12 protein-coding genes and 3 pseudogenes are annotated in these 13,027 nt (G+C 44.4%); 8 read left to right on the top strand and 7 right to left on the bottom strand.

Annotation, left to right across the window (positions count from 1 at the left end):
* Positions 1-4: 4 nt before the first annotated feature.
* The 3 genes and pseudogenes from AC0L66_RS24830 to pfaD all read left to right on the top strand — a co-directional run.
* A pseudogene (locus AC0L66_RS24830) lies at positions 5-193 on the top strand (hotdog family protein); the annotation flags it as partial.
* 180 nt (positions 194-373) lie between these two features.
* A pseudogene (locus AC0L66_RS24825) lies at positions 374-1,666 on the top strand (beta-hydroxydecanoyl-ACP dehydratase); the annotation flags it as partial.
* A gap of 20 nt (positions 1,667-1,686) precedes the next feature.
* Entirely contained in the window at positions 1,687-3,324 is a 1,638-nt protein-coding gene (pfaD, locus tag AC0L66_RS24820) for an eicosapentaenoate synthase subunit PfaD (RefSeq protein ID WP_473569871.1), read from the top strand.
* A gap of 948 nt (positions 3,325-4,272) precedes the next feature.
* Here pfaD and AC0L66_RS24815 read toward each other — a convergent pair.
* Positions 4,273-4,613: pseudogene (locus tag AC0L66_RS24815) on the bottom strand (cytosolic protein).
* Between the two features lie 316 nt (positions 4,614-4,929).
* On the opposite strand from AC0L66_RS24815, the gene AC0L66_RS24810 reads away from it, so the two are divergent.
* Together AC0L66_RS24810 and AC0L66_RS24805 are read left to right on the top strand one after the other, a co-directional pair.
* Entirely contained in the window at positions 4,930-5,445 is a 516-nt protein-coding gene (locus AC0L66_RS24810; protein WP_473569869.1) for a DUF3087 domain-containing protein, read from the top strand.
* Between the two features lie 16 nt (positions 5,446-5,461).
* A complete protein-coding gene (locus AC0L66_RS24805) occupies positions 5,462-5,653 on the top strand; it encodes a YwbE family protein (RefSeq protein ID WP_265674050.1) in 192 nt (63 codons plus the stop codon).
* 161 nt (positions 5,654-5,814) lie between these two features.
* Here AC0L66_RS24805 and AC0L66_RS24800 read toward each other — a convergent pair whose 3' ends face one another.
* From AC0L66_RS24800 to AC0L66_RS24775, 6 genes are all read right to left on the bottom strand, one after another.
* Positions 5,815-5,985, bottom strand: a complete 171-nt coding sequence (locus tag AC0L66_RS24800) for a hypothetical protein (protein ID WP_265674049.1) — start codon at positions 5,983-5,985, stop codon at positions 5,815-5,817.
* Positions 5,986-6,224: 239 nt separating this feature from the next.
* Positions 6,225-7,763, bottom strand: coding sequence for a cellulose biosynthesis protein BcsG (gene bcsG / locus AC0L66_RS24795; protein ID WP_473569868.1), 1,539 nt, complete (start codon positions 7,761-7,763; stop codon positions 6,225-6,227).
* A complete protein-coding gene (bcsG, locus tag AC0L66_RS24790; protein WP_473569867.1) occupies positions 7,708-7,863 on the bottom strand; it encodes a cellulose biosynthesis protein BcsG in 156 nt (51 codons plus the stop codon). The genes bcsG (AC0L66_RS24795) and bcsG (AC0L66_RS24790) overlap by 56 nt, the downstream gene beginning before the upstream one ends.
* Positions 7,864-7,866: 3 nt before the next feature.
* Positions 7,867-8,019, bottom strand: coding sequence for a hypothetical protein (locus tag AC0L66_RS24785; protein ID WP_265674047.1), 153 nt, complete (start codon positions 8,017-8,019; stop codon positions 7,867-7,869).
* Between the two features lie 75 nt (positions 8,020-8,094).
* Entirely contained in the window at positions 8,095-8,607 is a 513-nt protein-coding gene (locus AC0L66_RS24780; RefSeq protein WP_473569866.1) for a BcsE family c-di-GMP-binding protein, read from the bottom strand.
* Between the two features lie 10 nt (positions 8,608-8,617).
* Complete coding sequence (locus tag AC0L66_RS24775; RefSeq protein ID WP_473569864.1) at positions 8,618-9,289, bottom strand: hypothetical protein; 672 nt, start codon at positions 9,287-9,289, stop codon at positions 8,618-8,620.
* Positions 9,290-9,752: 463 nt separating this feature from the next.
* Between AC0L66_RS24775 and AC0L66_RS24770 the strand changes: the two genes are divergently transcribed.
* Genes AC0L66_RS24770 through bcsA form a run of 3 tightly spaced genes read left to right on the top strand, consistent with a single transcriptional unit; the run spans position 9,753 to position 13,027 of the window.
* Positions 9,753-10,313, top strand: coding sequence for a cellulose synthase operon protein YhjQ/BcsQ (locus AC0L66_RS24770; RefSeq protein ID WP_473569862.1), 561 nt, complete (start codon positions 9,753-9,755; stop codon positions 10,311-10,313).
* A 1-nt stretch (position 10,314) separates the two neighbouring features.
* On the top strand, positions 10,315-10,479 hold the full coding sequence (locus tag AC0L66_RS24765) for a hypothetical protein (RefSeq protein ID WP_473569860.1): 165 nt from the start codon (positions 10,315-10,317) through the stop codon (positions 10,477-10,479).
* Between the two features lies 1 nt (position 10,480).
* The gene (gene bcsA, locus AC0L66_RS24760; RefSeq protein WP_473569858.1) at positions 10,481-13,027 is read left to right on the top strand and encodes a UDP-forming cellulose synthase catalytic subunit; all 2,547 of its coding nucleotides are present in this window, start codon (positions 10,481-10,483) and stop codon (positions 13,025-13,027) included.

The raw sequence follows: 13,027 nt of genomic DNA, 5'->3' as shown, positions 1-13,027 counted from the left end.
ATTGATGGCGGAAGGTTGTGGTCAATTACTGCAGTTCTACATGATGCACCTTGGCATGCACACGCTAGTTGAAAATGGTCGTTTCCAGCCATTAGAAAATGCGCCACAACAAGTGCGTTGTCGTGGGCAAGTATTGCCACAATCAGCTCAGCTGACATACCGAATGGAAGTGACGGAAATTGGTGTTAGCCCACGCCCTTATGCGAAAGCAAACATCGATATCTTGCTGAACGGCAAAGTGATTGTTGATTTCCAAAACCTTGGGGTGATGATCAAGGAAGAAGCTGAATGTACTCGTTATCCTCAACTTATTGCTAGCAGCGAATCGGTAAATGTTGAGGCATTAACGGCTGCAACTGTTGCACCGACAGAAACCAAAGCGAGCAATCAAGCATCCGTCAATGCGCCGTTGATGGCTCAGATCCCCGATTTAGAGACCGCAACAAATAAAGGCGTGATTCCTTTACAGCACGTTGAAGCGCCAATCACACCTGATTATCTGAACCGCACGCCGGATACGGTTCCGTTTACGCCGTACCATATGTTTGAGTTTGCAACGGGTGACATTGAAAAATGTTTCGGTCCTGATTTCTCTATCTATCGTGGAATGATCCCACCACGTACTCCGTGTGGCGACTTGCAGCTTACGACACGCGTAGTAGAAATCAACGGTCAACGTGGTGACTTCAAAAAGCCATCGTCTTGTATTGCTGAGTATGAAGTACCAGCCAATGCCTGGTATTTCGACGAAAACAGCCATGAAAGCTTAATGCCGTATTCAGTGCTGATGGAGATCTCTCTACAGCCAAATGGCTTTATCTCAGGCTACATGGGTACGACCCTAGGATTCCCTGGTGAAGAACTGTTTTTCCGCAACCTAGATGGCAGTGGCAAAATGCTGCGCAATGTTGATTTACGCGGTAAAACCATCACCAATGACTCTCGTCTATTGTCGACGGTCATGATGGGCACCAACATCGTACAGAGCTTTAGCTTTGAGTTGAGCACCGATGGTGTGCCTTTCTATGAAGGCAAGGCGGTATTTGGTTACTTCAAAGGCGCCGCGCTGAAAGACCAACTTGGCTTGGATAACGGTAAAGTGACACAGCCATGGCATGTCGATAACAATCGTACGCCAGATGTCAGCATTAATCTGCTTGATAAATCAAGCCGTTACTTTAACGCACCTGTATTGGCAAATGGGGCAACACAGCCGCATTATCAGTTGGCTGGTGGCCGTTTGAACTTCATCGATAAGGTGCAAATCACCAGTGATGGTGGTCAATCAGGACTGGGTTACTTATACGCTGAGCGCACGATTGACCCAAGTGATTGGTTCTTCCAATTCCACTTCCACCAAGATCCAGTGATGCCGGGTTCACTTGGCGTAGAAGCCATCATCGAATTGATGCAGACCTATGCGCTAAATAAAGACCTTGGTGCTGGCTTCCGTTCACCGAAGTTTGGTCAGATCCAATCTGAAGTGAAGTGGAAATATCGTGGTCAAATCAACCCGTTGAATAAACAGATGTCGCTCGATGTGCACATTACAGCGATTAAAGATGAAGACGGCAAGAAAATCATTGTTGGTGACGCCAACTTGAGCAAAGACGGTCTTCGTATCTATGAAGTGAAAGACATTGCTATCTGTATCGAAGAAGCTTAAGTGAGAAAGGACAAATTATAATGACAACACAACTAACCATGAACAACGAAAAGCTTTCTCCATGGCCGTGGCAAATTGAAGATAGCACGACGCATTTTGACCCAGCGACAATGGCAACCATTCTTAAAGATCTTAGTCTTGGTTGCTATGTGGTGAACCATCCTGAGAAAGGATTGGGGCTTAGCCAACACGCAGAAGTGACGTCAGGTGACGCGGCAAGCGCAGCAAACAGCCAACCTGTCAGCGCTTATGCGCCAGCGCTTGGTACACAAAGCCTTGGCGATGAAGAGTTTCGTCGCTGCCACGGGGTAAAATACGCTTACTATGCGGGCGCGATGGCAAACGGCATCTCTTCGGAAGAGCTGGTTATTGCCCTTGGTCAAGCGGGTATTCTCTGTTCATTTGGCGCAGCGGGTCTTATTCCGTCTCGCGTTGAACAAGCGATTAACCGCATTCAAGCGGCGCTACCAAACGGCCCGTACGCGTTTAACTTGATCCATAGCCCAAGTGAACCAGCGCTTGAGCGTGGCAGCGTGGAGCTATTTTTGAAGCACAAAGTGAAGACGGTAGAAGCGTCGGCATTTTTAGGCTTAACACCGCAAATCGTCCACTACCGAGCGGCAGGTCTGAGCCGTGACGCTAAAGGCGAGATTCAGATTGGCAACAAGGTCATCGCTAAGGTGAGCCGTACGGAAGTGGCCAGCAAGTTCATGGCGCCTGCGCCGATGAAAATGCTGCAAGCGTTGGTGGATGAAGGGCGCATTAGCGCTGAGCAAATGGAACTGGCGCAGCTGGTGCCAATGGCTGATGATATAACTGCAGAGGCTGACTCTGGTGGTCACACGGACAACCGTCCACTGGTGACGTTACTGCCAACAATTTTGGCATTGAAAGACAAAATCCAAGCCCAGTATCAGTTTAAAACCCCGATTCGTGTTGGGTGTGGCGGTGGTGTTGGTACACCAGACGCCGCACTAGCGACCTTTAATATGGGCGCGGCATACATTGTGACGGGCTCAATCAACCAAGCGTGTGTAGAAGCGGGCGCGAGCGAGCATACCCGTAAGTTGCTTTCTACCACTGAAATGGCTGATGTGACGATGGCGCCTGCGGCTGATATGTTTGAAATGGGCGTGAAGCTGCAAGTGGTGAAGCGCGGTACCTTGTTCCCAATGCGTGCCAACAAATTGTACGAGATATACACCCGTTACGACTCGATTGAAGCCATTCCTGCCGACGAGCGCCACAAGCTTGAGACTCAGGTATTCCGCTCAACCTTGGATGATATCTGGGCTGGAACGGTAGCGCACTTTAATGAACGTGATCCGAAACAGATTGAACGTGCAGAAGGTAACCCAAAGCGTAAAATGGCGCTTATCTTCCGCTGGTATCTGGGTCTTTCTAGCCGCTGGTCAAACACAGGTGAAAAGGGCCGTGAGATGGATTATCAAGTATGGGCTGGTCCTGCACTAGGCGCGTTTAATGCGTGGGCAAAAGACAGCTACCTCGATGATTACCAGCAGCGTAATGCGGTTGATCTTGCAAAACACTTGATGCATGGTGCCGCGTATCTAGCGCGTATTAATTTACTCACTTCACAAGGCATTAAATTTACGCCAGAGCTTGCACGCTGGACGCCGAACCAACGAATGGCTTAAGTGGTTTCTCACTTGATGGTTAATAGGTCACTTGATGGTTAATGTGTGACGAAATCGTTAACGTATGACCTGATGGCTAATATACACGCTAAGCGATCTCTTTAAGAGGTCGCTTTTTTTCTTCCGTCGAGCATAGGCTGCTGTCCGTGGATAGCCTCACGTTTGTTCATGGTTATGGTCTATTAATGACAACGTCTTGTTTACGTAAAATAGGCGAGGTGGCCATTCTCTCCGTGTATCTTGTGCGAGATCACTCACAAGGATGTAAGTATTGGCCGTTATCAGCGTGAAGACTTTGATGGTTGTGATTTTAAATTATTGTTTTTTAATGAATTATTCTAAGTGGGTTTGATAGGTTCTGGGTTTTTACATCTTAGTAACACATCAATTCCCCTTAATTGCATTATTATATCTCTTGTCGACAGGATAGCGACACGGAACAGGAAGCGCTTAAGGAATGGGCATCGTCAGGAAGACGATTCGATGGTTTAGGAAGCGCCGTCGGCACGGAGAGCAAACAGGACATTGAAAGGATGCAACCGTTACTAGGATAGGTAACGAACTAAGGAAGGCAGTGGACACTTTTGGACGAAGTAGGGAACAAGCATCAGGATGGATGTTAAGGACACCGCTTAGGAACGAGTGATGAGTGCTAGCGAGGATGGTTAGCGGGTAAGGAATACCGTTTGGACACCGCTAGGATGGCGATGAATGGAATAAGCTGACGGACTTCAGCATTACTGTCATGGATTGATGCATGGAGCACCTTTAGTCGCTGGATTGCGGCGAGTAAGAGATATAACCCCGAAGCCGAAAGGTCTCGGGGTTTTCTTTTTTGGGGATTACCTCACGCGACACCATAGTTATTTTTTTGATGAGGTTGACTTACTTTTCCCCGATCCCTTGCTAGGGATACCAATTCGCCTATTTCAACTTACTGAGTAATTTTCAGTCCATTCGGGTAATAAAGGTTTGCTCGTCATCCACAAAAGCCACAAACCCTCCGTGGTAGATAAACACTCGGCCACGCCCCTCAACTAGGCAGGCAAGCTGTGGGTGTAAATCTTCTTCGTTATCCTTGCTTTGATAGGTGCCGAGTATCGGTGATTACGCCGCTAAATGTGGGCAAATATCCGTAAGTGCGCCTGGCTTGATCAATCAGGCTCAATTCGCTGTCGATAGAGAAGCAGGATGGAATCGCACCGTGCTTCTTCGATAAACATCGTTTTTAGTTCTTCAAAAGCTGTAATCACCAGCCAGTCGATGCCGTTAACATGATGGATAAACATAGAGTTTCTCGATAATTCTGATTTGGAGATTTTATCACTATCAGGGGAGGACGTAGTAGAGATTTAGGTACTAAAGGTGGTAATTCTGTACCATTTGCTGACATTCACTAGTCTAACTTTGCACACGTTTTTCTCCAGAAAAGAGTTTCACTGTGCGGGTTTTTCTTATTATTCGTTTCGAAAATATAAATGGCGTGTCATTGTTGGAGATCGTCTAACTAAGTCGTGCCATTAACGACACAGACTTGAAAGAAGGTGGCCTGCGTATCATAGCATGAGTTATCATGGGGTTAGATTTCGCTAACCAGTTGGATTTATGAAGTTAATTAACATCGATAAAATGATATATAAGCAGCGTCTAAACGTTATTACGATTGCAATTGTTGTAGCATTAGCGGTACTTTCTGTTGGTTTTGGTAGCGTATTGATTGCTTTCTTTGGATCGCAAAGTCCTACCGCGGAGTCAACAGGCAATTTTCACTTAAACGTAATGGGTGTTATCGCCGCCGCGCTCGTTTGTGTTGCTGTATTGTCTAAATTGAAAAATACACCCTACTTTGAAGAGGTGTACTACGTTTGGCGTTTGAAAGCGTTGCAAAATCGTATTTATCGCAGAATTAAACCCATCAAGCAGCGAGTCAGTGACAATGATCGCGACGCGATCGTTGTACTTTATTTCTATTACCATAGCTTAAAGCAGGTCTACTCTCTCGATAACAATACGCTTACGCTCAGTGAACTAGAAAAAAATATACAGATGTTGCAAGCGCAGATAGATTCTCTATCAATGGATATTAATGTCGAAGATTTTGAGCCACGCTTGATTCAATAATTAACAAGGTAAGATTATGAATGGAACCACGCGCGCGAATATTCAGCCCGGGATTGAAGTGAAAATAGTGCTAAAGCAAGACCAACGTAGTGGTCACTTAACGTCAGGAATAGTAAAAGACTTACTGACTAATTCACCGAGTCATCCTCACGGCATCAAGGTTCGCTTAGAGAGCGGAGAGGTAGGGCGAGTGAAAGTTATTGTTTAAGATAGAGCGTTCACGTTCGGTGTAATGGCTAGCGTCGTCATAGCGTTTGAACGTCGGCCATATTCATCACCAGCACGGAGTGATACTGTACTGGTGAATGGCGATAACGATTTCGGCGCAGGCTTAGACGTATGTCCAAAAGCTACGCAATATAAGTAAACTTAGTCCTTTTTCTCAATCGTCACTTCAATGGTTTTGCTGGTTCCGGCAAACCACTTTTGAACATAAAGCGACCCGACAATGGGCGCCGTGCCTTCATCTGGAACTTCCTTGTAACGAACGCTGTTTTTGGTTTCTTTTTCGTATTCGAATCGAACCGTTTTGTTAGACATGATTTCTCCGGCATATTTTATATAGTGGTGCGGATTTATTGTAACGGAATATAGCAAGATTTGAATCGTATCGGAAAGCTTTCTACACCGACATGGAAGGGATAGTGGTAGCCGATGAATGCCTTTAAAAATGCAACCTCAATAACCATGTGTGATGGCTGTTGAGGTTGCTGTGAGACACGTATGAATCGCGTCTATTTCCTTTGTCGCAGCAAACTATTTCTTTTGTCGCAGTAAACTTACTGCTTGTATTCGGTCCACGACGTTTCATCAAAGCTATAAAATTGTTTCCCCTGAACTTCGAGCATAGTCGTTCCTTGGTTCTGAGAAACAACTGGGGTTTGCGGTAAGTTTGCAACCAGCGAACTAAGTGACCCGTCTGCTCCGTTATAGATACCACTGGACGCAATATTGGCGATTAAGTCACTTATCGCCAAAAAGCTTACCGGGGCATCGACGCTCACTTGTTGATGATTGGTCAGTGAAACGTCGCCAAAAAATTTCACACCGACGGGAACGGAGGTGATCGCTTTAGTTGGTATTTCACGCATACCAGATATCTGCATACGGTCACCACGTACCGCTGCACCGTGTTCTGGTAAAACAACCACGACAACATTGCGTCCACTTGTTTTTAAATTTTGGAAAAATTCGTAAAGGTCATCTAGGAGTTGAGTTTGTTGTCGCTTATAGGTGACAAGCCGTGATCCAGATTGACCGATAACGCGATTACCATCGTGAATACTAATGGTGTTGTATAAGCTCACTGTTGGGTTGGCGTGGTTGATCTCACTCCATTTCGACAGGATGTCTCGGTCACTATAAATTTTTGTCCCGTCAAAGGCGTATTGGGAGGGTTGCATTGTGTCTACATCTATAGCGGCAGTAAAAGAACCGATGTTGCTGGCAATATGCTTGTTGAACCCGTCGAATTTACCGTCGTGATTCATTAATACCTCTTTTTCAAACCCAAGGCGATGGAGCTGGTCGAATAAAGAGCATTGCTTGGTTAACTTGCTATTAAAGAGGTCGGCGTGGCTTTGTTGACCACAGTTAGCACGAAGGATGCGCAGTACCGCAGGGCCGCTATAGGAAGTAGCGGAGTTGAAATGATTAAAAACGATATCCAGCTCTTTAAAGAGTGGGTGATCGATGTTGCCACTAAATTCTAAGTCATCCCAGCCTAACGAGCAGATATTAACAAATAGAATGTCATAGTTAGGCGTAATGTTTTCCACCGATGATAGCGTTGAGGTGAGGGTTGACTGAACAGAAAAAAAGTCGCTGAGGTAACGATTCAACCCAGCTGATGAGGTGTCGATTTCTGTGATACTGCCATTTTCTGGATTGATATTCGCTTGATTTGTTATTCCACTGGACGAAGAGAGGCTTCCCGTACTGGCTTGTACTAGGTTGGTCGTGGCGGAAGGTTGCCATACAGATGCTGGGATGGAGCAGGTAACCATTCCGATGACTACAAAGGTGGAGAGTCGGAACATTTGATTTAAATAGAGGTAACCAATGCTCGCAAGTAATACTAAAAGGACAAAGTCGAGCGAAACAAAGTCAACGGCAAGAGAAAGTAAGTAACTTGAGTCAAATTGGCTGATGAGCTCCCATTGGCTCGTTAATCGGTCTAGCGGTGGGAGAAATGAATCATGATGTAAAAGCAGTAGCGCAGCACCCGCAGCAATACAATGGCGGAGTCTGTTGAACCAACCCTTAGGGAAGCGGAAGGGCAATAAAAGCGAGCAACGCAAAGTTATATAGTGGGTCAAACTTAAGGGTATCACTCCAAAACAGAATAACTTTTAATGCGAAGTAGACTGTCCACCAGCCTAGGTACCAAGAGTAAGTGCGAGAAGTTGTCGTATTCATAGTTTAGAACTTAGTTTTCTTCAGATGTTTAGGGTGCTTAAAAGCAAACAAATAGAGTGCTTTCATTAAGCGAAATCCTATTGGTGCTAACAAACAAATAGCAATGCCAAGCCCAGTAAAGAAAAAGGCGACGATTAGGAACTCATTGATGTTCATACCATCTCCCAGTCGACTTTTATCGCTTTACTACTCGATAACACGGTTTTTTTCACAGTAGTGTTCTGCAAAGCTTCAGCAGTACCCTAAATGATGTTGATTTAGGGTGTGCAATTTTGCCACAATGTCATCGTGCTTGGTTAATGTGTTGGTTTGAGAAAAAATTTCATTTGTCGCGACCGTAAATACATTAGAGAGCGCTTGAGAAACTTCATACAGTCTCAGCGAGCTGAAAAAGAGTACTAGGCGGCCGTTTACGCAGGTGGCAATGTCACCTTTACGTTTTAATTTGCAATAGCTCGTGGCTTCGCTCATCGGCACCGATGAAAATGGGATAAGCTCAACAAGCGCAAACTCCAGTTGAGAGTGCTGTATCTTACTGATGACATCATTGGTTATATTGAAAAAGTCGTCAAAGGGTTGAATGCCGCTATGCATTAATGGGCTTTGAAAGTAGCCCTGTAGCGTAGGTAAGTCTATGTTATGACTATCCATCTTAGTCAGTGATGCGAGGCGTATTTGGTCAAATAGTACGGAATCTGAGCGGTGGTGTTCAATAATACTTTGCACCCCAGCATTGATCAGCATATGAAAATCATTATAGCGAATGCAGGCGCTTACTTTCTTTCACTAGAACCCGAAGAGATGCGCCAAATTTTTGTTTTAAAGTAAAAGCTTGCTGAGTGACATGTTCGATATCATGAAAGCCTTGGCAGTTAAACACGATAACCGCGTCTTGCATACGAGAAACACTGGTTTCAATCTCACTGCTACAGCTAAATACATGGTAGCCATGTGCAGTGATAAAATGGTGTGATGCGGCACCATTATGGATATACACAGGTAATGACTCCGTCAGTACGTGGCTGGTCGGCGAGTTATCCAGTTTGAATATTTTGTTGCTAATATACCGATCGCCAGAAACGTACGTTATAACATTAGAATAGAGGTTTCCTTGAATCGTGGTTATTTCACCAAGGTAGTAGCCGCCAACTGGTGTTATTTTTTTTGTGACCGCTGTAATGTAAGAATATTCTGAATTAACCACAAATATTGTAAGGAGTTCGAATATCTCAACACATCGTTGAATGATGACTTCAACGTCAAAGTGTTTCAAATTGTGTCGGTCTAAAATGATAACGTAATGCGCCCCTTCGACATGGTTAATTTTTGTTAAATCATCCAAAAAGTCCGCAGCTGGCAATGTATTATCGGGCAGATAAATCGCTGAGAACATAATATTTAGGGCACTCTTTAGGTTATATGACACTGATATATCGGCAATTTGATCTTTGTAATATACCCGCTTTATTCATATTTGAAAGCAATACGGTAAAGCTGTTATTTATTAATGGGATGTTAAAGTTGTTAATTGCGAGCGAGTGCATGTTTTCCCAAGAATCGATGCCTATAACTTGTTGAATCATTGAAGAAAGGTACCTTAGGGGCTGCCGTTTTGTTAAAAGTAGTGTACTATGCCGCCTGGTTATTAACAATTACATTCAGAGTGCAAATGTCAAAGGGTACGTCCGGATATTTCGCAAATTTACCAGTCGTATGGTTTGGATTGTGAATCTTATAAAAATTTAGAAAGAGAACAAGAATTAAAGTCGACTTATGCTAAATGGCAATTTTTAGGTGAGACGGTAGAAAGTGATGGAAGTATAAGCAACCTAGCGCAGTGCGTAGAAGGTAAAGCAAGTAATAAGCTTGTTAGTGCGAGAGAGTAATAAATGTCTGTAATTTCGGTTCAAGGAATAAATAGTGGTGCTGGTGCAAGCACTATTGCGGCAAATATGGCAGCGGCCTATTCTGAACGTGGCCACAAAGTCCTTGTTATTGAACTCGATACTCGCAATCTAATAGGTTGTTGGTTTGGTCAGAACGCATTAGACAATCACGGCTGGACACGCGCGTACATTAGCGGAGGGGCGTGGAATCAAGGTTTATTTAAAAGCCCCGCTGGAACGTACTTTCTTCCCTATGGGGATGCTGCGCTTGATATTGAAATTGCCTCTAACGTTTTAAAAGAAATGCTCCAAGCCGCATTACTTAAATTCGAGCACATCATCGTTCTGCTTCCTAATGATCTTAACATCGAGGACTATGGGGTAGTGTGTGATTTAGCGATCAAGGTGGTTAACCCCACTCCCGTGTCTGTCATGATGTTGTCTAGGTGGCTACAAAATAACGACTCGATGAGCAATGTTCGCTTTGTGATGAACTTGTGTCGACATGATGTTCGATTGTTGCCTCGATTTAACGCTAGTACTGGAAGAAATGCTTGGCGATAGATTGTTTTCTTCCTACGTTTATTTTGATATTGCGATTCAGGAGGCGTTTGCAGAGTTATCAAACGTCATGGTATCGGCGCTTTATGCGCAGAGTCATACAGAATTCAAACAACTTGCAACAGTCACACTGTCATATCTGGAACAGGTTCAACGTCAGGAAAAATGAGATGATTGTAGCTAAGACGTTTGTTTCCCCTGAAGTTTATCGAGCGTTTTCTGAATCGTTACAGATCCCCGAATACTCGCTGAGTACCCGACACTTATTTCTTTTTATGTTGTATTTGTGCTCAGTAGCATTTTTACGACGACCTTTAACTCGGACAACCTGGGCTAAGACATTCCCTCAGGTGAACTTCGATCGCTTTAAAGTTTCAGATAACTTCCGTGTATGCATTCAATTACTGTGGTTGTTATGTGTTAAACAAAATTTTGTCTTTGGGCAATGGCATTTTGTTACTCATCTACGAGTCGTTGGAGCAGGGATGCATCAGTGTGTTTCGGGATTGCGATATCTCACTCAGGCAATTATTTCATTGCTTGATAGTAAACTAGAGTCTATGGGTTCAGAAAAGAGAGCGAACCGAGTACTGCCAAATCCTCTGTTATATGGCATCCTTTTTCTACTCACGCTATTGTGCTTAACCGTCCCATTTTCTATCCCTGCTCAAGTTGTGTTTGTGGGTACGTTAGCGGTTATTGCTTTTTCTATTCGCGGATTGAAGGGGCGCCTTCCCAATTTACTTCTTATTATTCTTTCGCTGATCGCCTCTTGCCGTTATATATGGTGGCGATATACATCGACGATTAATTGGGATAAAGACTTAGATATGATCCTCGGTTTGGTATTGCTTATAGCGGAAACGTATTCATGGATGGTATTGCTACTTAGTTATTTTCAGTCAATTTGGCCACTGAATCGCAAACCTGTTTTACTGCCGTCCTCCACGCAAACATGGCCTACGATTGATCTGTTCATCCCTACTTATAATGAGGAACTTGAAGTCGTAAGAGCAACCGTATTGGCGGCGAAAACGATAGATTGGCCGAAAAGCAAGCTAAACATCGTGATTCTTGACGACGGCAAGCGCGATGATTTCCAAGCGTTTTCTGAGCAAGTTGGTGTGGGGTATATTCGCCGTCCAACGAATGAGCATGCCAAGGCGGGTAACCTTAACTACGCGTTAGCGCAGACATCGGGAGAGTTTGTGGCAATCTTTGATTGTGACCACATTCCTACCCGCGCGTTTTTTCAAGTGACGATGGGCGCCTTTCTTAAAGATGAGCAGCTTGCATTGGTGCAAACGCCTCATCATTTTTTCTCTCCTGATCCGTTTGAGCGTAATCTATCAAATTTTCGAAAACTGCCTAACGAAGGCAACTTGTTTTATGGCTTGATTCAAGACGGCAATGACATGTGGGATGCAACCTTCTTTTGTGGTTCATGTGCCATATTGAGACGGAAACCATTAGAAGAGGTCGGAGGCGTTGCGGTTGAAACGGTGACAGAAGATGCTCATACCGCGTTAAAAATGCATCGTCTGGGATACCGAAGTGCTTACTTGAAAGAGCCGATTTCGGCAGGGTTAGCCACGGATAGTTTATCAGCCCATATTGGGCAAAGAATCCGCTGGGCTAGAGGTATGGCGCAAATTTTCCGGGTTGATAACCCGTTGCTTGGCCGCGGATTAAAGTGGCAGCAAAGGCTATGTTACTTAAACGGTATGATGCACTTTTTAAGTGGTATTCCGCGTCTGGTATTTATGGTCGCACCGCTGGCGTTTTTGCTTCTTGATGCTTATATCATCTATGCACCAGCCATCGCGATTGTTCTGTTTGTGCTGCCGCATATTTTTCACGCTAATGTGGCAAACTCGCGCATTCAGGGTAAATATCGTCATTCGTTTTGGGGTGAAGTATACGAAACGGTACTTGCTTGGTATATCGCTATCCCTACTACAGTGGCACTCATTGCGCCAAACAAAGGCTCATTTAACGTAACGGCGAAAGGCGGACTAATCCAATCGAGTTTCTTTGATTGGAACATTAGTAAGCCGATCATCGCACTTTTACTGTTGAATTTATTGGGTATGAGTGTGGGGGTTTATCGTCTATTTGATCATGAATTTACTGAAACGACCACGGTGTTAGTCAATTTGTTTTGGACAACTTATAACTTGTTTGTTTTAGGTGTCGCGTTGGCGGTAGCAGCAGAAGAGAAGCAAGTTCGTCAAACGCATCGGATTGACGTGGATTATCCTATCTCTTTTACCACGACAGATGGCCACCATTATCCTGCTCAGCTAAAAGATTTTTCTTTTGGCGGGTTAGGCTTTGAAACACACCCTGAGATTAAACTTATGGTCGGCGACAAAGTTCATGTGGCATTGCAGCGTTACGGTATTACGGAATCGTTTCTATGTGAGATTAAATTTTGTCGAAACGGAACGGTAGGTACCCAACTTATGCCGATGACATTGGAAAAAGAGAAACATTTTATTCAATGCACGTTTGCTCGTTCAGACACGTGGTCACAATGGCAGAAATCATACGATGAAGATAAGCCATTGGAAAGTTTGAAAGGTATGGCTTTTGTGAGTGTTATTGGATTTAGAAAAATAGTGGACTATAGCCCAAAGGTGGTTCAACGGGCGTATTTCGCAATGGAAAAGTGTATTTTGATTTTGGTGTCGTTTAGACCGAAATGGACGTCTTAG

It is taken from the genome of Vibrio sp. GJ43-1 (assembly GCF_055808835.1).
This window is presented reverse-complemented; position numbering and strand designations above follow the sequence as displayed.

Bases quoted from the DNA above. Each gene is read 5' to 3' on its own strand.
- pfaD (WP_473569871.1), top strand. From the start codon at position 1,687: ATGACAACACAACTAACCATGAACAACGAAAAGCTTTCTCCATGGCCG.
- AC0L66_RS24810 (WP_473569869.1), top strand. From the start codon at position 4,930: ATGAAGTTAATTAACATCGATAAAATGATATATAAGCAGCGTCTAAAC.
- AC0L66_RS24805 (WP_265674050.1), top strand. From the start codon at position 5,462: ATGAATGGAACCACGCGCGCGAATATTCAGCCCGGGATTGAAGTGAAA.
- AC0L66_RS24800 (WP_265674049.1), bottom strand. From the start codon at position 5,985: ATGTCTAACAAAACGGTTCGATTCGAATACGAAAAAGAAACCAAAAAC.
- bcsG (WP_473569867.1), bottom strand. From the start codon at position 7,863: ATGAATACGACAACTTCTCGCACTTACTCTTGGTACCTAGGCTGGTGG.
- AC0L66_RS24785 (WP_265674047.1), bottom strand. From the start codon at position 8,019: ATGAACATCAATGAGTTCCTAATCGTCGCCTTTTTCTTTACTGGGCTT.
- AC0L66_RS24780 (WP_473569866.1), bottom strand. From the start codon at position 8,607: ATGCTGATCAATGCTGGGGTGCAAAGTATTATTGAACACCACCGCTCA.
- AC0L66_RS24770 (WP_473569862.1), top strand. From the start codon at position 9,753: ATGTCTGTAATTTCGGTTCAAGGAATAAATAGTGGTGCTGGTGCAAGC.
- bcsA (WP_473569858.1), top strand. From the start codon at position 10,481: ATGATTGTAGCTAAGACGTTTGTTTCCCCTGAAGTTTATCGAGCGTTT.